Origin of the sequence: Pseudonocardia sp. Ae331_Ps2 (assembly GCF_001932405.1) — a bacterium.
Lineage (GTDB): Bacteria > Actinomycetota > Actinomycetes > Mycobacteriales > Pseudonocardiaceae > Pseudonocardia.
Genome location: NZ_MCIM01000001.1, coordinates 2,571,139 through 2,593,399, shown reverse-complemented (window position 1 = coordinate 2,593,399; position 22,261 = coordinate 2,571,139). Strand labels below are relative to the sequence as shown.

Genomic DNA, 22,261 nt, shown 5'->3' with positions numbered 1-22,261 from the left:
CCCGGCACGGTGCCGGGGCCCACAGGCGGGGTTCCCCACAGCGGGCCCCGGGAGGGGTCGGAGACGGAGACGGCCGGTGGTCCGCGGGGACCACCGGCCGGGCCGTGCGTCGACGGTGGGTCGGGCGCCGGGTCAGGCGGTGGCCCGGGCCAGCACCGAGGTGAACAGGCCGAGGCCGTCGGCGGACGGGCCGGTCAGCCCGCTGGTCGCGTGCTCCGGGTGCGGCATGAGGCCGACGACGTTGCCCGCCGGGTTGGTGATGCCGGCGATGTCACGCGTCGAGCCGTTGGGGGCGGGCTCGCTGTAGCGGAACACCACGCGGCCCTCGCCCTCCAGCTCGTCGAGGGTCGCGGCGTCGGCGACGTAGCGCCCCTCCTGCGACTTCAGCGGGATCGTCAGCCGGTCCCCCGCGGTGTAGTCGCCGGTCCACGCGGTCTGCGCGTTCTCCACGGTCAGCTCGAGATCCCGGCACAGGAAGTGCAGCCCGGCGTTCGCGACGAGCGCGCCCGGGAGCAGGTGTGCCTCGCAGAGGATCTGGAAGCCGTTGCAGATGCCGAGCACCGGCAGACCGCGCCCGGCGCCCGCCACGACCTCGGTCATGATCGGCGCCAGGCTCGCGATCGCCCCGGCGCGCAGGTAGTCGCCGTAGGAGAACCCACCCGGCACGACGACGGCGTCCACACCCTGCAGGTCGTGGTCGCCGTGCCACAGCGGGACGGCCTCGGCGCCGGCGCGGCGGACCGCGCGGGCGGCGTCGGCGTCGTCGAGGGTCCCCGGGAAGGTGATCACACCGACGCGGGTGCTCACAGCCGGGTCACCGTCCAGTCCTCGATCACCGGGTTCGCCAGCAGCGAACCGGCGAGCCGGTGCAGGGTCTCGTCGTCGACGCCGTCGGAGACCTCCAGCTCGAAGTGCTTGCCCTGCCGCACCCCGCTCACCCCGGACACACCGATCCGAGCGAGCGCCCGGGTCACGGCCTGACCCTGCACGTCGAGGATCTCGGGCTTGGGCATCACGTCCACCACCACTCTGGCCACGGGGTCAGCCTACGGTGAACAGGGGCGACGGCTCGACGTGCGTGCCCTCACCATCGGCCCATGCGGATCCTCGTCCTGGGTGGCACGGTGTTCCTCTCCCGCGCGGTCGCCGCGGCGGCGCTCGCCGCGGGGCACGCGGTGACCTGCGTGTCCCGTGGTGTCTCCGGGGCGCCACCGGACGGCGCGGAGGCGGTGATCGCCGACCGGTCCCGGCCCGGGGCGCTGGCCGCGGCGCTGCACGGGCGCACGTTCGACGCCGTCGTGGACGTCGCGACGATGTCGGCGCCGTGGGTCCGCGACGCCCTCGACGCGCTGCACGGCCGGTTCGGGCACTGGACCTTCGTCTCCTCGGTCAACGCCTACGCCGACCTGTCGCTGCGCGGCGGGACCGTGGCGCAGCCGACCCTGGCACCGCTGCACGGCCGGCCCGACGAGGAGCTCGCGAAGCGGGACCCGGACGTCTACGGCGCCGCGAAGGTCGCGAGCGAGCAGGCCGTGCGGGAACGGGCCGGCGACCGGGCGCACGTGGTGCGCGGCGGCCTGATGTGCGGGCACGGCGACCTGTCCGACCGCTACGGCTACTGGGCGGACCGGTTCGCCCGTGGGGGCCGGGTGGTCGTCCCGGACGTGCCCGCCCAGCCGATGCAGCTCGTCGACGTCGACGACCTCGCGGCCTGGATCGTGGCCTGCGCGGCCGACGGCACCACCGGCACCCACGACGGCGCCGGCCCGCGGTCCACCCTGGACCGGGTGCTCGCCGAGACCGCCGCCGCCGTGGGCGCCGACGACCTGGAGCTCGTCCGGATCCCGGAACCGACGCTGGCGGAGCAGGGCGTGGGGATCTGGGCCGGCCCGCGGTCGTTGCCGCTCCGGCTGCCGGAAGAGCTCTGGGGCATGGTCGACCGGGACGTCACCACGACGCTCGCCGCGGGCCTGACCCCCCGCCCGCTCGCCGACACCGCCCGCGCCGCGCTGGCGTGGGACCGTGGGCTCGGCGCCGGTCGGGAGCGCCGGGCCGGGCTCACCGACGCCGAGGAACGGGCCGTGCTGCGAGCGCTCGGCTGAGCGGAGCGACGTGCCACCCACCCCCCGACCGGGCATGCTGGTCCCATGCACCTGACGCACTACGGCCACGCCTGCGTCCTGGTCGACACCGGGTCGGCCAGGCTCCTGTTCGACCCGGGCACGTTCTCCACCGGCTTCGAGGCCCTCGACGGCCTGGACGCGATCCTGGTCACCCACCAGCACTTCGACCACGTCGACGCCGACGCGCTGCGCACACTGCTGCGCGCCAACCCCGACGCCGCCCTGGTCACCGACGGCCAGACCGCCGAGCAGCTGGACGGCATCGACGCCCGCACCGCCGCCCCCGGCGACGTGCTGGCCCTCGGTGGCGCCGAGGTGACCGTCGTCGGGTCCGGGGACCATGCGCAGATCCACCCGGACATCCCGCTGGTGGCGAACAACGGCTACCTCGTCGACGGCGCGCTCCTGCACCCCGGCGACGCCTACGTCCCGCCGGGCGTCGAGGAGCTGGCGACGCTGCTGCTCCCGACCGGCGCGCCGTGGTTGAAGGTGTCCGAGGCCGTCGACTACCTGCGGGCGGTCGCGCCGCGCACGGTCGTCCCGATCCACGAGGGCACCCTCGCGAACCCGGCGCTGCACTACCGGTTCTTCGACAACCTGGGTCCCGACGCCACCACGCTCCTGGTCCCCGACCGGGAGAAGGCGATCACCGTCTGATGGCGCTGCAGTGGGAGCAGGTCGTCGTCGACGCCCGGGACCCGATCCGGCTCGGCCGCTGGTGGGCCGAGGCCCTGGACTGGACGGTGGCGAACGCCTCGGCGGCGGAGTTCGAGATCCAGCCGGCCGCGGGTGTCACCCCCGGGCTGATCTTCGTGCCGGTCGCGGAGGGCAAACGGACCAAGAACCGGCTGCACATCGATCTGCGACCGGACGGCGTGCGCGACTCCGAGGTCGCCCGGTTGCTCATGCTGGGCGCGACCCGGGTCGACGTCGGCCAACACCGCGTCCCGGCCGACGAGGTGTCCTGGACGGTGCTCGCCGACCCCGAGGGCAACGAGTTCTGCGTGCTCGGCGAGCGGCGGACCTGACACCTGTCCACAGGTGGCACCGGTTGTCCACAGGGGAACACACACTGTGGACAACCGGGCCGATCGCCGGGGAGCTCCTAGGCTGCCGGGGCCGCGGCGCGGAACAGCGTGCGGTGCACGGCGCCGACGGCGCCCGCTCCGCGCGCCGCGTCGACGGCGGCCAGCGCGGCCTCGACGCGGTGCTCGCGGCGCAGGTCCTTGGCCCGCAGCGCGAGCCGGACGAGCCCTCCGCGCTCGGCGGTACGCACGGCCTGCTGCTCCAGCGCCCGTCCGCGACGGCGTTCCCCCGCACGGCGCTCGCCCCGCCAGGGCTCGGACGAGCGGAAGGTGAGCACCCGCGAGCGCAGCACCGGACCGCCGGTCGCGCGGACGGTCGTCTCGTCGGCGCACAGGCCGAAGCCGAGGTCGGCGAGCGCGTCGAGGGTGCCCTCGGAGGCCATCCAGCCGGGCGGGGCGAAGCCGTCGGTGGACAGCCCGGTCGCGAGCAGGATGCGCCGGGCACCGGTCAGCCGCAGGCCCGCCTCGTGCCGGGGCAGCGCGCCGAACTCGGTGCGCCGCCCGATCCGCGGGACGGTGCCGTTCTGCCAGGCCCCCACCGGGTCGCTCGTGTGGTCGAAGCCGTGCAGGAGCAGGTCGTCCCCGGCTCGGACGCGGCCGGCGATCCAGCGGACCAGGTCGTCGCCGCGGCGCAGCGGTCCTTCAGGACCCTTGGGCTGCACGAGATGGGTCAGCGGCACGCCGCGCCGGTCCAGCTCCGCGGCGAACGCGGCGGCGCGGGCGCGGTCGGCGTCGTCGGAGTCGGTCAGGCCGGACAGCGAGACCAGCAGCGTGCTCATGGCCCCATCCGACCCGACCGAGATGAACCCCGGGTGGAGCCGCCGGATCGCGCGGACGACGATCGGCGGGCGTTCTCAGCGGGCCGTGAACCCGCCGTCGACCCGCAGCTCGGCCCCGTTGACCATGGCGGCCTCGGCCGAGGCCAGGTAGACGACGGCCGCGGCGACCTCCGACGGCTCGGCGAAGCGGCGCGCCGGGATCTCGGCGCGGTGCGCGTCCCCGGCCGGGTTGTCCCACGCCGCGCGGCCCAGGTCGGTGAGCACGACCGTCGGCGAGACGGCGTTCACCGTCACCCCGTGCGGCCCCCACTCGACGGCGAGGGTGCGGGTGAGCCCGTTGATCCCAGCCTTGGACGCGCAGTAGGCCGCGTGCTGCTCCAGCCCGCTGCTCGCCGCCTGCGAGGCGAGGTTCACGATCCGCCCGTACCCCTGCCCGACCATGACCCGGCCCGCGGCGCGGGCCATCAGCCAGGACCCGGTGAGGTTCACGTCCAGGGTGCGGCGCCAGTCGTCGATCCCCAGCTCCAGGGCGGGGGCGAGGCGCGCGATCCCGGCCGAGTTGACCAGCACGTCGACCCGGCCGTGCCGGGCGACGACCTCGTCGACGCAGGCCGCCGCGGCGTCGGGGTCCGCGACGTCGACGACGTGGGTCGACGCGCGGACGTCCGGGACTCCGTCGGTGCGCAGGTCCGCGGCGGCGACCACCGCGCCCTGCCCGGCGAGCGCCCGGACCACCTCGGCGCCGATCCCCGACGCGGCCCCGGTGACGAGCGCGACCGACCCGGTGAGGTCGAACATCAGCAGTCCGTCCCGACGGTCTCCGCCTCGGCGAGGCGCTCGCCGTCGCGCCGGTCGTAGGAGTCGAGCGCGGCGACCTTCTCCGCCGACGCGCTCGCCGGGTCGAACCGGTGGTCGAGCCAGCCGTCGACGAGCGTGCGCGCGAGCTCGATGCCGACCACGCGCTGGCCCATGCAGAGGACCTGCGCGTTGTTGGACTTCACCGAGCGCTCCACGGAGAACGGGTCGTGCGCGGTGACCGCACGAACCCCCGGCACCTTGTTCGCCGAGATCGCCACGCCCAGCCCGGTCCCGCAGATGAGCAGGCCACGGTCGGACTCCCCGTCCGCGATCCGGCGGGCCGCGGCGACGCCGATGTGCGGGTAGGCGGTGTGCCCGTCCGCGCCGACGCCGATGTCGACCACCTCGGCGACGCGGTCGTCGGCCTCCAGGTCGGCCTTCAGCTTCTCCTTGTAGTCGTAGCCGGCGTCGTCGGCGCCCACCACGATGCGCAGCTTCTCGCTCACGTCTGCTCCTCCTGCGACGTCAGGACGTCGGCGACGGCCGTGACGATCAGGCCGAGGCTGGTCGCCCCGGCGTCGGGTGTGCCCACGCTCTTCTCGGCCAGCGGGCGGGCCCGTCCGATCCGTGGCCTCAGGTCGGCGGTCTCGGCGGCGGCGCCGGTCGCGGTCGCGGCGGCGGCCGTCCACGCGCCGGCCAGGTCCTCGCCGGCACCGACCCGGCGCTCCAGCTCGTCGACGAAGGGCAGCAGCGCGTCGAGCAGGGTCTTGTCCCCCGCCTGCGCCCCGCCCAGCTGCTGGATCGTCGTCGCGAACTCCCGGGTCCCGGCGACGACGGTCGCGGCCGGGTAGCCGTCGGCGGTGTCGCCGAGGTGCCGCCCGAACGCCTCGAGCGCGGCGCCCCACAACACCCCCGAGGTGCCGCCGGCGCGCTCGGCCCAGGCCTGTCCCGCCTGCTGGAGCGCCCAGCCGCCGCCGACGTCGTCGCCGAGCTCGCCGACCCGGGCGGTGGCGGCGGTGATGCCCTTGAGCATGCCGCGGCCGTGGTCGCCGTCGCCCGCGACGGCGTCGATGCGGCCGAGTTCGTGCTCGTGGGAGCGGATCGTCGACTCCACCGCCGCCAGTGCGGTGCGCACGGTGCCGGCGAGCCCGCGGGCCGCCCCGCTCGCGGCGGGTGCGGTGACGACGGCGTCGGCCTCGGCGAGCTCGTCGGCGGTCGGCTCGCGCAGCGCCGCCACCGGGGCCGCGGACTTGCGGTAGGCGGGGGTGTAGGCGTCCGCCCGCCAGAGCGGCTCCAGCTCGTCGTCGAGCCACATCAGGGTGAGCGAGCAGCCGCCCATGTCGAGGCTGGTCACGAGCTCGCCGACCTCCGGGTCGACGATCGCGTACCCGGCGTCGCGCAGCCGCGGCGCGACGTGGCGCCACAGCAGGAACAGCTCCTCGTACTTGGTGGTGCCCAGCCCGTTGAGGATCGCCCCGACCCGGCCGGGCGCTCCCGCGGGCGCGTGCTTCAGCACGTCGTCGACCAGCAGCTCCGCCAGCTCGCGGGCGGGCAGCATCGGGACGTCGCGGATGCCGGGCTCACCGTGGATGCCCAGGCCGAGACCGAGGTGACCGTCCGGGACGGTAAACAGCGGCTCGTCCTCGCCGGGCATCGTGCAGCCCGAGAACGCGACGCCGAGCGTGCGGGTCGCGGCGTTCGCCCGGTTCCCGATGCGCTCGACCTCGTCGAGGTCGGCACCGCGTGCGGCGGCCGCGCCCATCGCCTTGAACACGGTGAAGTCGCCCGCGATCCCGCGGCGGCGCGACGGTTCGTCGGCGGAGGCGACGTCGTCGGTGACCACGACGACGCGGGTGTCGATCCCCTCGGCGCGCAGCCGGTCGGCGGCGATCCCGAAGTTGATCGTGTCACCGGCGTAGTTGCCGAAGCTGAAGACCACGCCGCGGCCCTGGTCGGCGGCCTTCGCGACCGAGTAGGCCTGGGCCGCCGACGGCGAGGTGAAGATGTTGCCGACGACGGCGCCGTGTGCCATCCCCGGCCCGACCGTCCCGCAGAACGCCGGGTAGTGGCCGGAGCCGCCCCCGATGACGACGGCGACCTGCGGGCCGCCGTCGCCACGGTGGGCGACCACACCGCCGTGCACCCCTCGGACACGGTCGGCGTAGAGGTCGAGGAAGCCGGCCAACTGGTCGTCGGCGAACGTGGCGGGGTCGTCGTGGATCCTGGTCACGAGGTCTCCTTCACGGGGGTCGCGACGGCGGCGCGGGGCTCGGGTGCGTCCTGCGGCACGTTCAGGAACGAGACCATCACGAAGGCCGCGGCGTAGAGGGCGACGAAGGCCCACACGACGCCGACGTTGCCGGTGCCGAGCGCCAGCATCAGGGCGACGACACCCGAACCGAGGAAGGCCGCACCACCGGCGGCGGTGGTGTACATGGCCATCGCGGCGCCCTGGTGGTCGGGTGCGAGCGCGGGCATGATCGCGCCCATCGGGACGAACCCGGCGAGCAGGCAGCCGAAGACGCAGCCCGCGGCGACCGAGACCCAGAATCCCCAGGTCGACCCGGCCGGGACCAGCTGCGGCACGTACCACCAGAGCAGCAGGCCGACCGCGGAGCCGAACACGCCGAACCACTGCACGGTGCGACGCCAGCCCCACCGGTCGCCGACGGCCCCGAACACCGCGTTGACCAGGATGTTCGTCGCGTAGACGAACACGGTCATGGTCAGCCAGCGGCTCTGACCCCAGCCGAGGTCCACCGCGATGACCGTCGGCAGGATGATGAACATGCCGTACTGCGGCGCGGTGTTGATCAGCCGCACCAGGAAACCCATGAGGATCTTCGGGTTGGCCGCGGTCAGCCGCAGCCCGGCGGTCAGCACCTGGCCGGTGGTCTCCCCCGCCGGCGCCAGCCGCTGCGTGGCGTGCGGCTCGTGCACCCCGAAGCGGGCGATCAGGTACCCGGCGACCACGAGCGCGGTCGAGCCGACCATCGCGGCGGTCTCGCCGCCGGTGCTCCCGCCGAAGGCCGGGATCATGCCGAGTGCGAAGAGCGAGCCCAGCGTGGGCAGGCCGCCGGTGAACATGACGTAGAACCAGCCGACGGCGACGCCGTTGCGCGAGTAGGGCGTGACGACGTTGATCCACACCAGGAAGGCGAACGCGAACAGCGGGTAGCCGAAGCCGCGCAGGAAGTAGGTGGCGGCGACCAGCGGGAGGCTGCCGATCTGCAGGCTCAGCAGGAACAGCACCTCGAACACGACCCAGACGGCGACACCGAGGGTCATGACGCGGCGCGGCCCCCACAGGTCGGCGAGCGCTCCGGAGAGGTAGCTGGCGACGAGCACAGCCAGGCTGTAGCCGGTGATGATCGTCGCGACGGTGGCCTCGGGCGAGCCGAGCACCGCCTCGATGTGCGGGGAGATGAAGTTGGACTCGGTCCCGTTGCCGGTCATGAAGACCAGCACGCCGAGGAAGCCCCAGCGCAGGCTGTGCGGGATGCCGATGCGGTCGAGGAAGGTCTCGTGCGGTGTCGTCGTCGACATGGCGGCCCTCACGCGTTCGGGAGGATCGAGACCTTCACCGACGCACCGGAGGTGTCGCCGACCAGGTCGAGGGCCTTCTGGAACTCCGCGAGCGGCACCTGGTGGGTGCAGATGTCGGCGATCGGGAGCTTGCCGTCCTCCAGCATCTTGATCGCGGCGGGCCAGCAGTGCGGGCCGAGGTGGGCGCCGCGGACGTCGAGCTCCTTGTCGTCGGAGATGATCGACCAGTCCACGGTGACCTCGGAGCCGAACACCGAGTACTCGACGTAGGTGCCGAGCTTGCGCAGCAGGTTCAGCCCCTGCGCGACGGCCGGGACGGCGCCCGAGCCCTCCAGGTAGACGTCGGCGCCGTAGCCGTCGGTGAGCTCCTTGACCCGGGCGACCGCGTCCTCGCGGGAGATATTGATCGTGAGATCGGCACCGGTACGGCGACCGAGCTCCAGCTTCTCGTCGTCGAGGTCGAGGGCGATCAGCAGGCGCGGGTTCTTCGCGCGGGCGCCGGCGATCAGGCCGAGGCCGATCGGACCGCACCCGGCGACGACCACCACGTCGTCGAAGGAGATCGTGGCGCGCTCGACGGCGTGCAGCGCGCAGGACAGCGGCTCGGCGAACGCGGCGTGCTGGGGCTCCAGGTCCGGCGAGACCCGGTGCACCCTGGCGCGGGTCGGGACCAGCATGTACTGGGCCATGGCGCCGTCGAAGTTGCGGAAGCCGAACATGTCGTGCGGGCCGCACATCCAGTACTGGCCGCGCAGGCAGTAGCGGCACTGCTCGCAGGGGACGATCTGCTCGCAGGCGACGCGGTCGCCGACGGACACGCCGTGCAGGGCGAGGCCCTCGTCGTCGCCGGCGACGATCCGGCCGACGAACTCGTGGCCCGGGGTCACGCCGGTCTGGGCCCAGGCGGGGCGGTTCTCGTCGCCCCAGAACTTCGCGGCGCCGTGGTAGCACTTCAGGTCGCTCGCGCACACGCCGACGGCCTCGACCTGCATGAGCAGCTCACCGGCCCCGGGCTTCGGGACGTCCACCTCCTCGATGCGGTAGTCCTCGGGGCCGTGCACGACGACCGCCTGCATCCGGGTGGGGATGTTCTCTGCCACGGCGAAACCTCCGTTGGTGCCATGCGGGCTACTGCATGCGTCTGGCCGTGAGCATGCGTTCTCTCGTGAACATCCGTCAATACATCGGTTCCGACTTGAACAAACGTGCAGTAGGGTTCGATCGGAGCGACCCACGGAGGGGGACGGTGATGGCGCCGCACGACTTCTCCCGGCGCGACCTGGGGCTGATGCACCGGGCCGCACGGCTCTACTACGTCGAGGAGCTCAACCAGGCCGCGATCGCCGACCGGCTCACGGTGTCGCGCCCGACCGTGTCCCGGCTGCTCGCCGAGGCCCGCCGGGTCGGGATCGTGCAGATCACCGTGCACGATCCGGAGACGCTGCGGACCGGCGGCGACGACGCGGCCCGGCTCGCCGCCGCGCTCGGGCTGGACCGGGTGTGGCTGGCCCCGCGGACCGCGACCGACCTCGGCGCGTCGCTCGCCGAGCCGGTCGGCGACGCGCTGCGCGAGGCCGGACTGCGCGCGGGCGAGGTCCTGCTCGTCTCCTCGGGGCGCACCGTGTGGGAGCTCAGCCACACCGCGCTGCCCGCGCTGGCCGGTTGCGAGATCGTGCCGACCGGCGGCGGGGTCGCCGAGCCCGAGGCGTGGCACCAGACCAACGAGATCGTCCGGTCGGTCGCCGAACGCGGACACGGGCGCCCGCACTTCCTGTTCACCCAGGCCATGCCGTCGCCGGCGATGAGCCGCACGCTCGCCGAGGACCCGGAGTTCCGGCGGGTCACCGGGTTCTGGACGCGCGCCCAGGCCGCCCTGGTCGGCGTCGGTGCCCCGCCCGCGGGCCGCGCGTCGATCTCGACCTCGGTCCCGCTCGACGACGAGGGCCTGCAGGACGGGGTCGGCGACGTCTGCCTGAACTTCTACCGCGCCGACGGACGCCCGATCGCCTTCCCGGGCAGCGACCGGATGGTGCGGATCTCCCCGGACCAGCTGCGCCGGGTGCCGCGGACGATCGCCGTCGCCGTCGGGGAGGAGAAGGTGCCGAGCATCGTCGGCGGGGCCAGGGCGGGCCTGTTCAACCGCTTGGTCACCGACGCCCCGACGGCCCGCGCCCTGCTCGACGCCCTGCCCCCGGCCTGACCGGCACCTCGGCGCCGCCACCACGGCGGCCGGCGGCCTCCCCGGTGCCCCGCGCGTGGGTCGCCACGTCCGTCGCGGGGTCAGGCGGTGGGTGAGGTCCAGGGGGTACCGGTGATCCGGTGGTAGACCTCGGCGTAGCGGTCGTGGACGACCTTCACGACGTCGTCGGGGACCTCGGGGCCGGGAGCGGTGCGGTCCCAGTCCAGACCGGCGGACCAGTCGCGGACGTACTGCTTGTCGAAGGAGAACTGCACGCGACCGGGCTCGTAGGAGTCGGCGGGCCAGAACCGCGACGAGTCCGGGGTGAGCACCTCGTCGCCCAGCACGATCTCGCCGGAGGCGTCCCGGCCGAACTCCAGCTTGGTGTCGGCGACGAGGATCCCGCCCTGCGCGGCGGACTCGGCGCCGCGGCGGTAGACCTCCAGGGTCAGGTCCCGCAGCCGGGCCGCGGTGTCGGCGCCGAGCAGGGCCACGACGTCGTCGAAGGTCATGAACTCGTCGTGCTCGCCGACCGGCGCCTTGGTGGTCGGGGTGAAGATCGGCTCGGGCAGCTTCGAGCCCTCGACCAGGCCGGCGGGCAGCGTGACGCCGGAGACGGCCCCGGTGCGCTGGTACTCCTTGAGCCCGAGGCCGGTGAGGTAGCCGCGGGCGATGCACTCGACCGGCAGCATCTCCAGCGGACGGCAGCGGACGGCGCGCCCGGCGAACTCGGCGGGGATGTCGTCGGTGCCGATGACGTGGTTGGGCACGAGGTCGCCGGTGCGCTCGAACCAGTACAACGACAGCGCGGTGAGGATCGCGCCCTTGTCCGGGACCGGCGTCGGGAGCACCACGTCGTAGATCGACAGCCGGTCCGAGGCGACGAGCAGCAGCTGGGCCGGGTCGCGCGACTCGTCGAGGTAGAGCTCGCGGACCTTGCCGGAGTGGACGAGCCTCACAGGATCCCTCCGGGGGTGTAGGCGGCGGCCTCGGGGTGCTTCGCGGTGATCGCGGCGATCTTCTCCGTGACGGTGGTGACCTGCGCGGACGCGGCACCGGTGAAGCGCAGCGGGTCCTCCAGCAGCCGGTCCAGCGTGCCGACGGGCAGGCCGAGCCGGTCGTCGCCGGCGAGGCGCTGGAGCAGGTCGTTGTCGGCCTGGCCCTGCTCGCGCATCGCCAGCGCGACGGCGACCGCGTGCTCCTTGATGACCTCGTGCGCGGTCTCCCGGCCGACCCCGGCCCGCACGGCCGCCATGAGCACCGCCGTGGTGGTGAGGAACGGCAGGTAGCGGTCGAGCTCACGGGCGATCACGGCCGGGTAGGCGCCGAACTCGTCGAGCACGGTCAGGGTGGTCTCGTAGAGGCCGTCGAGGGCGAAGAACGCGTCCGGCAGCGCGACGCGGCGCACCACCGAGCAGGAGACGTCGCCCTCGTTCCACTGGGACCCGGCGAGGTCGGCGGTCATGACCGACAGGCCGCGCAGGATCACCATGAGGCCGTTGATGCGCTCGGCGGAACGGGCGTTCATCTTGTGCGGCATGGCGCTCGAGCCGACCTGGCCGGGGGCGAAGCCCTCGGTGGCGAGCTCGGCGCCCGCCATCAGCCGGATCGTCGTGGCCAGCGACGACGGCGCCGCCGCCAGCTGCACCAGCGCGGTGACGACGTCGTGGTCGAGCGAGCGCGGGTAGACCTGCCCGACGCTCGTGAACGCCTCGGCGAACCCGAGGTGCGTGGCGACGCGCCGCTCCAGCTCGTCGAGCTTGGCCGCGTCGCCGTCGAGGAGGTCGAGCATGTCCTGGCTGGTGCCCATCGGGCCCTTGATCCCGCGCAGCGGGTAGCGCGAGCGCAGGTCCTCCAGCCGGGCGTGCGCGACGAGCAGCTCGTCGGCCGCAGAGGCGAACCGCTTGCCCAGGGTGGTGGTCTGCGCGGCGACGTTGTGGCTGCGCCCGGCCATGACCAGCTCGGCGTACTCCGACGCGCGACGCCCGAGCCGCGCCAGGACCGCGACGGTCCGGTCGGCGACGAGCTCCAGCGACAGCCGGATCTGCAGCTGCTCGACGTTCTCGGTGAGGTCGCGGCTGGTCATGCCCTTGTGCACGTGCTCGTGGCCGGCGAGGGCGTTGAACTCCTCGATGCGGGCCTTCACGTCGTGCCGGGTGACGCGCTCACGGGCGGCGATCGAATCCAGGTCGACCTGCTCGACGACGGCCTCGTAGTCGTCGATCACCGACGCCGGCACCTCGATGCCCAGGTCGCGCTGGGCGCGCAGCACCGCGATCCACAGCCGTCGCTCCAGCTGGATCTTGTACTCCGGAGACCAGAGGCGGACCAGCTCGGGGCTCGCGTAGCGCGCGGCCAGCACGTTGGGAATCACGTGGCGCGATGGTAATGGCTGCTCACGGCCCCGCCACGGCCGGGAGCACAGGCTCACACCCGGGGGCTCACGTCCGGGGCAGCGCGTCCAACGCCTCGCGCAGCGCGACCCGGCCGACCGCACGCGGGTCGGGGTCGGCCTCGATCAGCGCGGTGAGGACGACACCGTCGACGAGCGCGGTCAGCCTGCGGACCTCCCCCGGCCCCGGGCGACGGCCGGTCGCGCGGGTGAGGGCCTCGTCGAGCAGGGCGTCGAACTCGACGCGCTGGGCCCGCAGCAGCCCGGCCAGGAACGGGCGCCTGCCGGAACCGATCAGCCGCTCGAACCGGCACAGGACGGCGTCGAGGCCGTCGGTGCGCGAGCGCGGCCCGAGGAGCAGGTCGAGCACGATCTCGGCCGGGTCGTCGCGCCGGGCGAGGCAGTCGTGGGCGTCCGCGAGCTCGGTGCGGGCCAGCCGGTCGAGCGCGGCGGACACCAGGTCCTCCAGCGAGGAGAAGTAGTACGTGGTGGCGGCCAGCGGCACCCCGGCGCGCTCGGCGACGGCGCGGTGGCGGATCGCGTCGAACCCGCTCTCGGCCAGCAGGTCCGCTGCCGCCGCCACCAGCAGGGCGCGGCGCCGTTCACCCTTCTCGGTCTGTTTCGGGGCCGCCATCGCCACATAGTGCCAAGACCGGCCCCATCCGGACGAGTGAGATACCGGACTCGACGCCCAGGTGGGACAGGGGACCGTGACCGTTTCGTGACCCTGCCGTTCTCACCGTGACCGGTATGGAACACACTGTGGGTGTGCGCCCGTCACCCAGAAGCCGCTGGTCGTCGCGTGGTGGCACGCGCGGCGCGGCGGCCGCCCCGGCCCCCGGTGAGCCCGTCGACCTGCGGTCGGACACCGTCACGCTGCCGACCGAGGCGATGCGCCGGGCGATGGCCGAGGCCGAGGTCGGCGACGACGTGCTCGACGGCGACCCCACCATGCGCGAGCTGGAGGAACGGGTCGCCGGCCTGCTCGGCGCCGCCGACGCGCTGTGGACCCCCACCGGGTCGATGGCCAACCTGATCGCGCTGATGAGCAGGCTCGGCCGGGGCGAGGCGTTCCTCGCCCCGCAGGGCGCCCACGTGCTCGACTTCGAGCTGGGCACGGCCGCCTGGCTGGCCGGCGGGATGCCGCGGCCGCTGCCGCACGACGCGGGCCCCGGCAAGGTCACCGCCGCGGCGGTGCGCCGGGCCGCCGTCGACGACGGCTCCTACGCCGCGCTGCGCCCGGTGCTGCTGTGCCTGGAGAACACGCACAACTCCGCGGGCGGCACCGTGATCGCTCCGGAGGAGCACGCCGCCGTCGCCGCGGCGGCACGGGCCGCCCGGCTGTCGGTGCACCTCGACGGCGCCCGGTTGTGGAACGCCGCGGTCGCGCTCGGGGTCCCGCCGGGCGCGCTGACCGTCGGCGCCGACACGGTCGCGGTGTGCCTGTCCAAGGGGCTGGGCGCGCCGGTCGGGTCGGTCGTCGCGGGGTCGACGGAGTTCGTCGAGCACGCCCGGCGGCTGCGCAAGATGCTCGGCGGCGGCGTCCGGCAGGGTGGGGTGCTGGCCGCGGCCGGACTCGTCGCGCTGGAGGAGATCGACCGGCTCGCCGAGGACCACGACCTCGCGACGCGGCTCGCCGCCGGGCTGCGCGAGCGCGGCTGGCGGGTCCGCGAGCCGCAGACCAACATCGTGCTGGTGGACGTGGCCGACGTGCGCGGCACGATCGCCACGTTCGCCGAGGCCGGGGTCCGCGCAGGTGCCATCGCGGGCAAGCTGCGGCTGATGACCCACCGCGACGTCGGCGACAAGCACATCAAGGCGGCACTGGACCGGATCGGTGAGGTCGGCCCGGCCAGCACCGGCTCCCCCGGCGGCCCCGGGATGCTGCCCCGCACCGCCCTCGGCAGCTGAGGCCACCGCCCCGCTGCACCGTCCGGTCCGGTCGGGCCCGTCCCACGGCATCGGCGACGGAGCGCGTCGGACGCCCGCCGTCGCCGCCGTCACAGTGTCGCGCGGAGTCAACTCACTGTCGTCCGAAGTCAAGTCGCCCCGCACGATCGGGTCCACACTGGGCGACGGCCGGACGCCGGAGCAGGCGTCGGCCTAGGCTTCCGCCGCCGTCGCGCCCGTGCGTACGCACCGCTGCGCGCCGGTGGCCCCGACCCCCGACCGGTGCCGGTGAGCTGCGCGGACCCGCGATCGCCGGGGGTCGCGCGGCCCGTGGCGCCCAGGACAGCAGGACCGTCATGACCAGCTCCGCCCCCTCATCCGCCCCCTCCTCCGCATCCGATCCGGAGGCGGCCCTCGTCGCCGAGGGCGTCGCCGTCGACGGCGCCCACGGGGTGCTGCTCGCGCCGACCTCGCTGCGCGCCGTCCCCGGCTCGGTCCTGCTGGTCGCGGGCACCCCCGGGTCCGGGCACACCGCGCTCGCGCTGGCGCTCGCCGGGCGGATGCGGCCCGACCAGGGCACCGTCACCCTCGACGGCGACGACGACCCCCGCCGGCTGCGCCGGGCCGTCGCCGTCGTCGATACGCCCGGGGTCAGCGAGCCGGAGCCGGTGCTGCCGCTGCGGACCGTCGTCGGCGAGGAGCTGGCGATGGCCGGGCGCGGCACCACCCCGCGGGCGGTGACCGAGTGGCTGGGTGCGCGGGGCGCCGAGAGCTGGGTGCGCTCGCGGTTCGAGGACGTGCCCGCACCCGTGCGGATCGGGCTGATGACCGCACTCGCCGCGTCCCGGCCCGGGGTGCGGGTGCTCGTCCTCACCGCGCCGGACCGGCACGGCGGCACCCCGGTGACCTGGTGGCAGGTGGCCTCCGAGCACGCCCGTGCCGGGTTCACCGTGGTCGTGACCTGCACCGAGGGGTCGGCGGCGCTGCTGGGGGTGCCGGCGGTCCGGCTCGGCGGCGGCGACGCCGGCGCGTTCCCGGAGCCGCCCGGGCGGCACAGCAGGCCCGAGGACCCGACGGGGCCGCTGACCGTCGTCGCGCCGCAGGGGGCCGACGACCTGCCGCAGGGCTGGACCCGGTGGCTGCTGCGCCGCCCGTCCGGGGCCGCGCCGGCCCCCGAACCGGGCACAGCCACCGGCACCGGCACCGAGGACGCCGGCACGGCGATCCTGCCCGGCGCGGAGCCCGCCCCGGAGCCACCCGACGCCACCGAACCCCCCGGGTCCACGGCCGACAGCGGGACCAGCGGGAACGAGACCAGCGGGAACGACACCACGGAGAGGACCTCATGAGCGCGGTCAGGATGGCGATCAGCGAGCTGAGGCGGATCACCGCCGGGCGGCTGCCGGTCCTGGCCGTGCTCGCCCTGCTGCTGATCCCGATGCTCTACGCGGGCTTCTACCTCTACGCCAACGGCGACCCCTACTCCCGCCTGGACCAGGTGCCCGCCGCGCTGGTCGTCGAGGACACGGGTGGCACCGACGCCGACGGGAAGGCGCAGAACGTCGGCCAGGACGTCGCGACGGAGCTGACCGAGTCCGGCTCGTTCGACTTCCACCGGGTCTCCGCCGCCGAGGCCGACCGCGGTGTGCGCGACAACATCTACACCTTCGCCCTGACGATCCCGCACGACTTCACCGCGGCCCTGCAGTCCTCCAGTGAGTTCACACCGCGCCAGGGGATCCTCGTGCTCACCACGAACGACGCCAACAACTACCTGGCCCGCACGATCGCCGACACCCTCACCACCCGGGTCCGCGACTCGGTCGCCAAGGAGGTCGGGACGCAGGCCGCGGACCGGTTCCTCACCGGCTTCTCCACCATCCACACCAAGACCCAGGAGGCCGCGGACGGCGCCGGGAAGCTCGCCGACGGCGCGGCGACCGCCCACGACGGGGCGGGCCAGCTGGCCTCCGGGGCGGGCGAGCTCGCGTCCGGGCAGCGCCGGCTCCTCGACGGCGCGACGCAGCTCTCCGGCGGCGCCGACCGGCTCGCGACCGGGGCGGGGACCCTCGCCTCCGGTGCCGGGACCGCGGCGACCGGGGCGGACCGGCTGTCCTCGGGCGCGGGTGAGCTCGCGACCGGGCTCGGCACCCTCCGCAGCGCCACCGCGGACCTGCCCGCGCAGTCGCGCAGGCTCGCCGACGGCGCCCGCCAGGTCGCCGACGGCAACGCGCAGCTGGCCGCGGCCGGGGACCGGGTCGCGCAGGAGAGCGCCCGCCTCGCCGACCAGCTCGACGCCGCGGACGGCACCATCGCCGCGTCGCTGCGCGAACGCGGTTTCACCGACGAGCAGGTCCAGCAGGCCCTCGCCGCGCTGGCGACGGCCAAGCAGCCGCTCGTCGACGGCAACGCCCGCGTCCAGCAGGTGTCCGGGCAGCTCGACCGGCTCGGGTCCGGCGCCGGGCAGGTCGCCGACGGCGCCGAGCAGCTGGCCGCGTCCGCGCCGCAGCTCAGCCAGGGCATCGCGAGCGCCGCCGACGGGGCCGGGTCCCTGCGCGACGGCGCGAGCGAGCTGTCCGGCGGCGTGCGGAAGCTCGCCGACGGCGCCACACAACTGTCCACCGGCGCCACCGCGCTGCGGACCGGGGCGGACCAGCTCGTCGCCGGGGAGCGCACCGCCGTCGACGGCACCGACCGGCTCGCCGACGGGGCGCGCCGGCTCGACGCCGGCACCGGCGAGCTCGCCGACGGGGCGACGCAGCTGCACGACGGCCTGGCCTCGGGGCTGGGGGACATCCCGAACCCGGCGCCGGGGGTCCGGGAGGCCACCGCCGCGAACATCGGCGACCCGGTCGCCACCCGCGACGTCGCCTACTCCCAGGCCGACACCTACGGCGCCGGACTGGCCCCGTTCTTCATGGCGCTGGCCACCTGGATCGGCGGCTACGTGCTGTTCCTGCTGGTCCAGCCCCTGTCCCGACGGGCGATCGCGGCCGGGCAGAGCCCGCTGCGGATCGCGCTGGGCGGCTGGATCCCGGCCGGCCTGCTGGGGATCGTGCAGGTCACCGGCATGTACGCGGTGGTGTCGCTGCTGCTGGGGATCACACCGGTGCACCCGGTCGCGACGCTGGCCCTGCTGTGGCTGACCTCGATGACGTTCACCGCGATCGTGCACGCCCTCAACGCGCTGCTCGGCGCGGTCGGGCAGTTCCTCGGGCTGGTCCTGATGGTGCTGCAGCTCGTCTCGGCGGGCGGCACGTTCCCGTGGCAGACCATCCCCGCGCCGCTGTACCCGGTGCACCACGTGATGCCGATGGGCTACGCCGTCGACGCACTGCGGCACCTCATGTACGGCGGCGAGCTGGCCGGTGTCGTGGGCACGGCGGTGCCGGTGCTGCTGGCCTGGTTCGTCGGCGCGCTCGCACTGGCGACGTTCGCGGCGTACCGCAAGCGGGTGTGGACGGCGACGGCGGTGAAGCCCGAGCTGGTGCTCTGAGAACCGTTCAGACCCAGGCCCGCAGCCGCTCCAGCGCCTCGGTGATGGCCTCCGGCGTCCCGGCGCCGGAGAAGCGGACGTAGCCACCGCCGTCGACCGGGTCGAAGTCCTGCCCCGGTGCGACGGCGATGCCGGTCTCGTCGAGCAGCCGGTAGGTCAGGCCCATCGAGTCCTCGCCGTCGCGCAGCAGGTGCGCGATGTCGGCGTAGACGTAGAACGCGCCGTCGGCGGGGGCGAGCCGGGTGATCCCGAGTGCGCGCAGTCCGTCGAGGAGGAGGTCACGGTTGCGGCCGTAGCGCACGACGTGGGCGTCGGCCTCGGCGTAGCTCGCCTCGTCGAACGCGGCGAGCGCGGCGTGCTGGGGCAGCGCCGGAGGGCAGACGGTGAAGTTGCCGGCGAGGCCCTCGACGGTGCGCCGCAGCCGCGGTGGGCAGACCAGCCAGCCGAGCCGCCAGCCGGTCATCGAGAAGTACTTCGAGAACGAGTTGACCAGCACGGCCTCGCGGGAGGTCTCCCAGGCGCAGCTCGTCGCGGGGCTGCCCGGGAAGGTGATGCCGTGGTAGATCTCGTCGCTGACGAGCTGGATGCCGCGGTCCTCGCAGTAGGACGCGAGCGCGGCGAGCTCGGTGGGGTCGAGGACGGTGCCGGTGGGGTTCGCCGGGCTGGCCACGATCAGGCCCTTCACCGGCTCGTCGAGCGCCTCGAGCATCTCGACCGTGGGCTGGAACCGGGTGGCCGGACCGCACGGCAGCTCGACGACCTCGCAGCCCAGCGCGGCGAGGATGTTGCGGTAGCAGGGGTAGCCGGGACGGGCCATGGCCACGCGGTCGCCCGCGTCGAACGCGGCGAGGAAGGCCAGCAGGAACCCGCCGGAGGACCCCGTGGTGAGGACGACGTCACCCGGGTCGACGTCCAGGTCCCGGGTCCGCCGGTAGTGCCCGGCGACGGCCTCGCGCAGCTCGGCGATGCCAGGGGCGACGGTGTAGCCGAGCACCTGGGACCCCAGGGCGGCGACGGCGGCCGCGCGGACCGGTTCCGGCGCCGGGGTCGAGGGCTGCCCGGCCGAGAGATTGATCAGGTCGCCGTGGGTGCGGGCCCGCTCGGCGGCGGCGGCCCAGACGTCCATGACATGGAACGGGGCGACGGCGGCGCGGGCGGCGACGGTCAGGCGGGTCACGCCGCCGAGCCTAGGCGGCGGCCCCCTGGGGACCGGACCGCGCGCCCGGGCGGGAGCCCCTCCCGGGCGCGCTGTCAGTCACGAACCGGGGCGGGCACGGGGCCCGCCCGGTGTCACTCGGCCTCGAAGCCCAGGGCGTCGACGACCGCGCCGACCTGCGCGTCGGTGGCGGCGACGGTCTCGTCGAGGTACTCGGCGACCGGGGTCAGCTCGGCCGCCTGCGCGGTACCGGTGAACGCCAGGGCGGCGAGCGGCGCGGCGACGACGCCACCCACGAGGGCGAGGGCGCGACGACGACGGGCCTGCTGGGGAGCGTGGGCCATGATGATCCTCCTGAGGTTCAGGGGCACCGGCTGTGCCCCTGTGCCACAGGACGATTCCCCGCCGCACCGGTGGAGATCAAACCCTGGTGTCCGTTTTAACCGGCTCTTCATGATCATCGAACAACCGGCCTTCGAACGCCCAGGTGGGCCCATTCGGACTAATCTCGCTAGGCCATACGGGCGTTACGCGGCGGTAACATCAACCCTGCGCAACCGGAACGCTGACCTCGCCCCGCTCGGCCTTGAGACCGATGTCGGTGCGGTGGTGCGAGCCCGCGAGGCGGACCGGCGCCAGCCGCGCGTAGGCCTCGGCCCGGGCAGCGGCGAGGTCGGAGCCGGTGCCCACGACCGACAGCACGCGCCCGCCGGAGGAGACGACCGCGCCGTCGTCGCGGCGACGGGTGCCGGCGTGCAGCACGCCGTCGCCCTCGGCGCCGGTGATGACGTCACCGAGCCGCGGGGTGGCCGGGTACCCCTCCGCGGCGACGACGACGGTCACCGCAGCCCCCTCGGCCCACTCGATCGCGGGCTGCTCGGCGAGGGTGCCGGTCGCGGTGGCGAACAGCAGCTGCGACAGCGGGGTGCGCAGCAGCGCCAGCACGGCCTGGGTCTCCGGGTCCCCGAAGCGGCAGTTGAACTCGATGACCGCGGGGCCCTCCGAGGTCAGCGCGAGACCGGCGTAGAGCAGCCCGGTGAACGGGGTCCCGCGGCGCACCATCTCCTCGGCGACCGGCGCGACGACCCGGGCGACGAGCTCCTCGGCGAGGTCCTCGCCCGCCCAGGGCAGCGGGCAGTAGGCGCCCATGCCGCCGGTGTTGGGGCCGGAGTCGTCGTCGCCGACGCGCTTGAAGTCCTGCGCGGGCAGCAGCGGCACGACGGTGGCACCGTCGACGAGGCAGAACAGCGACGCCTCGGGCCCGTCGAGGAACGACTCCAGCAGCGCCGGGTGGCCGGCGTCGAGCAGCCCGAGGGCGTGCGCGCGGGCCACCTCGATGTCGTCGGACACGACGACGCCCTTGCCCGCGGCCAATCCGTCGTCCTTGACGACGTAGGGCGGGGTGAACACCGACAGCGCGGTGTCGAGGTGCGCCGGGTTGTCGACGACGACCGACGAGGCCGTCGGCACCCCCGCCGCGCTCATCACGGCCTTCGCGAACGCCTTGGACCCCTCGATCCGGGCCGCCTCGGCGCTCGGGCCGAAGCAGGGGATCCCGGCCTCCCGGACCGCGTCGGCCGCCCCGTTGACCAGCGGACCCTCCGGCCCGATGACCACGAGGTCGGCCTTCCAGGTCCGCGCCAGCTCGACGACGGCACCGTTGTCGGTGACGTCGAGTCCGAGCTGCTCGGACACCGCGGCCGTTCCCGCGTTGCCGGGGGCGACGGCGAGCGCCGTCACCTCCGGGTCCTGCGCCAGAGCCACGGCGATGGCGTGCTCACGCGCACCGCTTCCCACGATCAGGATCCGCACGGTGGCCGAGCGTATCCGTGCACGTCGGACGACGGGGAACCGGTCTCGGATCAACCGTCGCAGCGCTGCAGGTGGGCACCGATCAGGGCGGTGACGTGTGTGGGGTGCTCCTGCTGCGGGAAGTGCCCGGTGGCCGGGAGCGTGTGGTGGGTCAGCCCGGCACCGGCGAACCGCTCGTCGCCGCGCATGGTGGTGTCGAGCACGCACGTGTCGTCGGCCCCGTGCACCTGCAGCACCGGCACCCCCACCGGCCGGGAGACCTCACGGGCGAACCGGTGGCCGTCGGGGCGCAGCTGGGAGCGCATCGACCAGCGGTAGTACTCGAGGCTGCAGTGGGCCACGGTGGAGATCCGCATCGCCTCGGCGTTGCGGGCGACGACGTCGGCGAAGTCGGTGGTCGCGGCCCACTCCGGCCCCGCCCAGGCCCGCATGATCCGGCCGACCCGGGCGCCGCCGTCGGCGCGCAGCGAGCGCTCCGGCAGCCGCGGCAGCTGGAACCCCGCCATGTAGCGGCTGGCCGCCCCCTGCCCGAGGGGATCGCGCAGCAGCGCGTCCCGCATCACGATCGGGTGCGGCGCCCCGAGCCCGGTGAGCGAGACGACCAGGCGCGGGTGCAGCGTGGCGACCGTCCAGCCGATCGTGGCACCCCAGTCGTGCCCGACGACGTGGGCGCGCGACTCCCCGAGCGCCCGGATCAGCCCGGCGCAGTCCCCGGCGAGGGTCCACAGGTCGTAGCCGCGGGGTGGCTTGTCGGTGTCGCCGTAGCCGCGGAGGTCGGGCGCGACGGCCCGGTAGCCGGCGTCGCCGAGGGCGAGGAGCTGGTGGCGCCAGGTCCACCAGAATTCCGGGAAGCCGTGCAGCAGCACGACGAGCGGGCCGGTCGGTGGGCCGTACTCCGCGAGGTGCATGCGGATGCCGTTGGCCGACACCGCACGGTGCGTCCACGGACCGGGGATCCGGACGACCGAGGGGTCGGGCGGGGTGCCGGCCGTCGCGGACACGCCG

22 protein-coding genes are annotated in these 22,261 nt (G+C 74.6%); 7 read left to right on the top strand and 15 right to left on the bottom strand.

The features are described from left to right. Positions 1-132 precede the first annotated feature (132 nt). Entirely contained in the window at positions 133-807 is a 675-nt protein-coding gene (gene purQ, locus Ae331Ps2_RS12415) for a phosphoribosylformylglycinamidine synthase subunit PurQ (protein WP_075308766.1), read from the bottom strand. Further along, positions 804-1,037 (bottom strand): phosphoribosylformylglycinamidine synthase subunit PurS, encoded by a 234-nt coding sequence (gene purS / locus Ae331Ps2_RS12410; RefSeq protein WP_043278022.1) that lies wholly within the window; start codon positions 1,035-1,037, stop codon positions 804-806. Before purS ends, purQ begins: the two co-directional genes overlap by 4 nt. A 60-nt stretch (positions 1,038-1,097) precedes the next feature. Here purS and Ae331Ps2_RS12405 point away from each other — a divergent pair, with 60 nt between their 5' ends. The 3 genes from Ae331Ps2_RS12405 to Ae331Ps2_RS12395 are packed head-to-tail and all read left to right on the top strand — an operon-like array spanning position 1,098 to position 3,151. After that, complete coding sequence (locus tag Ae331Ps2_RS12405; protein WP_075308768.1) at positions 1,098-2,102, top strand: NAD-dependent epimerase/dehydratase family protein; 1,005 nt, start codon at positions 1,098-1,100, stop codon at positions 2,100-2,102. Positions 2,103-2,147: 45 nt separating this feature from the next. After that, positions 2,148-2,780, top strand: a complete 633-nt coding sequence (locus Ae331Ps2_RS12400; protein WP_075308773.1) for an MBL fold metallo-hydrolase — start codon at positions 2,148-2,150, stop codon at positions 2,778-2,780. After that, positions 2,780-3,151, top strand: coding sequence for a VOC family protein (locus Ae331Ps2_RS12395; RefSeq protein WP_020623699.1), 372 nt, complete (start codon positions 2,780-2,782; stop codon positions 3,149-3,151). Before Ae331Ps2_RS12400 ends, Ae331Ps2_RS12395 begins: the two co-directional genes overlap by 1 nt. Positions 3,152-3,228: 77 nt before the next feature. Here Ae331Ps2_RS12395 and Ae331Ps2_RS12390 read toward each other — a convergent pair whose 3' ends face one another. The 6 genes from Ae331Ps2_RS12390 to Ae331Ps2_RS12365 form a co-directional block, all read right to left on the bottom strand. Next, positions 3,229-3,987, bottom strand: coding sequence for a DUF2334 domain-containing protein (locus tag Ae331Ps2_RS12390; protein WP_233147396.1), 759 nt, complete (start codon positions 3,985-3,987; stop codon positions 3,229-3,231). A gap of 75 nt (positions 3,988-4,062) precedes the next feature. Further along, positions 4,063-4,785 carry a GolD/DthD family dehydrogenase gene (locus tag Ae331Ps2_RS12385; protein WP_075308775.1) on the bottom strand — a complete coding sequence of 241 codons (723 nt, stop codon included), beginning with the start codon at positions 4,783-4,785 and terminating at the stop codon, positions 4,063-4,065. Next, complete coding sequence (locus Ae331Ps2_RS12380; protein WP_060713574.1) at positions 4,785-5,291, bottom strand: ribose-5-phosphate isomerase; 507 nt, start codon at positions 5,289-5,291, stop codon at positions 4,785-4,787. The genes Ae331Ps2_RS12385 and Ae331Ps2_RS12380 overlap by 1 nt, the downstream gene beginning before the upstream one ends. Continuing rightward, positions 5,288-7,015 (bottom strand): dihydroxyacetone kinase family protein, encoded by a 1,728-nt coding sequence (locus tag Ae331Ps2_RS12375; RefSeq protein ID WP_075308777.1) that lies wholly within the window; start codon positions 7,013-7,015, stop codon positions 5,288-5,290. Before Ae331Ps2_RS12375 ends, Ae331Ps2_RS12380 begins: the two co-directional genes overlap by 4 nt. Further along, the gene (locus Ae331Ps2_RS12370; RefSeq protein WP_075308779.1) at positions 7,012-8,331 is read right to left on the bottom strand and encodes an RbtT/DalT/CsbX family MFS transporter; all 1,320 of its coding nucleotides are present in this window, start codon (positions 8,329-8,331) and stop codon (positions 7,012-7,014) included. The genes Ae331Ps2_RS12375 and Ae331Ps2_RS12370 overlap by 4 nt, the downstream gene beginning before the upstream one ends. Before the next feature lie 8 nt (positions 8,332-8,339). Beyond that, positions 8,340-9,431, bottom strand: coding sequence for an alcohol dehydrogenase catalytic domain-containing protein (locus Ae331Ps2_RS12365; RefSeq protein WP_075329727.1), 1,092 nt, complete (start codon positions 9,429-9,431; stop codon positions 8,340-8,342). 149 nt (positions 9,432-9,580) lie between these two features. Here Ae331Ps2_RS12365 and Ae331Ps2_RS12360 point away from each other — a divergent pair, with 149 nt between their 5' ends. After that, positions 9,581-10,531, top strand: a complete 951-nt coding sequence (locus Ae331Ps2_RS12360) for a sugar-binding transcriptional regulator (protein WP_075308783.1) — start codon at positions 9,581-9,583, stop codon at positions 10,529-10,531. A gap of 80 nt (positions 10,532-10,611) precedes the next feature. Here Ae331Ps2_RS12360 and Ae331Ps2_RS12355 read toward each other — a convergent pair whose 3' ends face one another. The 3 genes from Ae331Ps2_RS12355 to Ae331Ps2_RS12345 all read right to left on the bottom strand — a co-directional run bounded on the left by Ae331Ps2_RS12355 (position 10,612) and on the right by Ae331Ps2_RS12345 (position 13,536). Next, on the bottom strand, positions 10,612-11,469 hold the full coding sequence (locus Ae331Ps2_RS12355) for a phosphoribosylaminoimidazolesuccinocarboxamide synthase (RefSeq protein ID WP_075308785.1): 858 nt from the start codon (positions 11,467-11,469) through the stop codon (positions 10,612-10,614). Further along, entirely contained in the window at positions 11,466-12,884 is a 1,419-nt protein-coding gene (purB, locus tag Ae331Ps2_RS12350) for an adenylosuccinate lyase (protein ID WP_198932113.1), read from the bottom strand. The genes Ae331Ps2_RS12355 and purB overlap by 4 nt, the downstream gene beginning before the upstream one ends. A 67-nt stretch (positions 12,885-12,951) precedes the next feature. Then, positions 12,952-13,536, bottom strand: coding sequence for a TetR/AcrR family transcriptional regulator (locus Ae331Ps2_RS12345; RefSeq protein ID WP_020623689.1), 585 nt, complete (start codon positions 13,534-13,536; stop codon positions 12,952-12,954). A gap of 116 nt (positions 13,537-13,652) precedes the next feature. Here Ae331Ps2_RS12345 and Ae331Ps2_RS12340 point away from each other — a divergent pair, with 116 nt between their 5' ends. The 3 genes from Ae331Ps2_RS12340 to Ae331Ps2_RS12330 all read left to right on the top strand — a co-directional run bounded on the left by Ae331Ps2_RS12340 (position 13,653) and on the right by Ae331Ps2_RS12330 (position 18,288). After that, a complete protein-coding gene (locus Ae331Ps2_RS12340) occupies positions 13,653-14,813 on the top strand; it encodes a low specificity L-threonine aldolase (protein WP_051050150.1) in 1,161 nt (386 codons plus the stop codon). Positions 14,814-15,148: 335 nt separating this feature from the next. Continuing rightward, positions 15,149-16,141 (top strand): ATP-binding cassette domain-containing protein, encoded by a 993-nt coding sequence (locus tag Ae331Ps2_RS33965; RefSeq protein ID WP_175581809.1) that lies wholly within the window; start codon positions 15,149-15,151, stop codon positions 16,139-16,141. Further along, a complete protein-coding gene (locus Ae331Ps2_RS12330; RefSeq protein ID WP_075308787.1) occupies positions 16,138-18,288 on the top strand; it encodes a YhgE/Pip domain-containing protein in 2,151 nt (716 codons plus the stop codon). The genes Ae331Ps2_RS33965 and Ae331Ps2_RS12330 overlap by 4 nt, the downstream gene beginning before the upstream one ends. A 7-nt stretch (positions 18,289-18,295) precedes the next feature. Here the strand turns inward: Ae331Ps2_RS12330 and Ae331Ps2_RS12325 are convergent, their stop codons facing one another. The 4 genes from Ae331Ps2_RS12325 to Ae331Ps2_RS12315 form a co-directional block, all read right to left on the bottom strand. Further along, the gene (locus Ae331Ps2_RS12325) at positions 18,296-19,414 is read right to left on the bottom strand and encodes a pyridoxal phosphate-dependent aminotransferase (protein WP_198932252.1); all 1,119 of its coding nucleotides are present in this window, start codon (positions 19,412-19,414) and stop codon (positions 18,296-18,298) included. Between the two features lie 164 nt (positions 19,415-19,578). Continuing rightward, positions 19,579-19,788, bottom strand: a complete 210-nt coding sequence (locus Ae331Ps2_RS31190) for a hypothetical protein (RefSeq protein ID WP_075550151.1) — start codon at positions 19,786-19,788, stop codon at positions 19,579-19,581. A 199-nt stretch (positions 19,789-19,987) separates the two neighbouring features. Continuing rightward, positions 19,988-21,256: a phosphoribosylamine--glycine ligase gene (purD, locus tag Ae331Ps2_RS12320; RefSeq protein ID WP_020627151.1), complete on the bottom strand. Its 1,269-nt coding sequence runs from the start codon at positions 21,254-21,256 to the stop codon at positions 19,988-19,990. A gap of 50 nt (positions 21,257-21,306) precedes the next feature. Next, positions 21,307-22,257, bottom strand: coding sequence for an alpha/beta fold hydrolase (locus Ae331Ps2_RS12315; protein WP_075308789.1), 951 nt, complete (start codon positions 22,255-22,257; stop codon positions 21,307-21,309). Between the last annotated feature and the right edge of the window lie 4 nt (positions 22,258-22,261).

What these genes read in the sequence shown, in the direction of transcription:
- Ae331Ps2_RS12405 (WP_075308768.1), top strand. Translation starts at nt 1,098, where the DNA reads ATGCGGATCCTCGTCCTGGGTGGCACGGTGTTCCTCTCCCGCGCGGTC.
- Ae331Ps2_RS12400 (WP_075308773.1), top strand. Translation starts at nt 2,148, where the DNA reads ATGCACCTGACGCACTACGGCCACGCCTGCGTCCTGGTCGACACCGGG.
- Ae331Ps2_RS12395 (WP_020623699.1), top strand. Translation starts at nt 2,780, where the DNA reads ATGGCGCTGCAGTGGGAGCAGGTCGTCGTCGACGCCCGGGACCCGATC.
- Ae331Ps2_RS12390 (WP_233147396.1), bottom strand. Translation starts at nt 3,987, where the DNA reads ATGAGCACGCTGCTGGTCTCGCTGTCCGGCCTGACCGACTCCGACGAC.
- Ae331Ps2_RS12385 (WP_075308775.1), bottom strand. Translation starts at nt 4,785, where the DNA reads ATGTTCGACCTCACCGGGTCGGTCGCGCTCGTCACCGGGGCCGCGTCG.
- Ae331Ps2_RS12370 (WP_075308779.1), bottom strand. Translation starts at nt 8,331, where the DNA reads ATGTCGACGACGACACCGCACGAGACCTTCCTCGACCGCATCGGCATC.
- Ae331Ps2_RS12360 (WP_075308783.1), top strand. Translation starts at nt 9,581, where the DNA reads ATGGCGCCGCACGACTTCTCCCGGCGCGACCTGGGGCTGATGCACCGG.
- Ae331Ps2_RS12345 (WP_020623689.1), bottom strand. Translation starts at nt 13,536, where the DNA reads ATGGCGGCCCCGAAACAGACCGAGAAGGGTGAACGGCGCCGCGCCCTG.
- Ae331Ps2_RS12340 (WP_051050150.1), top strand. Translation starts at nt 13,653, where the DNA reads ATGGAACACACTGTGGGTGTGCGCCCGTCACCCAGAAGCCGCTGGTCG.
- Ae331Ps2_RS33965 (WP_175581809.1), top strand. Translation starts at nt 15,149, where the DNA reads ATGACCAGCTCCGCCCCCTCATCCGCCCCCTCCTCCGCATCCGATCCG.
- Ae331Ps2_RS12330 (WP_075308787.1), top strand. Translation starts at nt 16,138, where the DNA reads ATGAGCGCGGTCAGGATGGCGATCAGCGAGCTGAGGCGGATCACCGCC.
- Ae331Ps2_RS12325 (WP_198932252.1), bottom strand. Translation starts at nt 19,414, where the DNA reads ATGGACGTCTGGGCCGCCGCCGCCGAGCGGGCCCGCACCCACGGCGAC.
- Ae331Ps2_RS31190 (WP_075550151.1), bottom strand. Translation starts at nt 19,788, where the DNA reads ATGGCCCACGCTCCCCAGCAGGCCCGTCGTCGTCGCGCCCTCGCCCTC.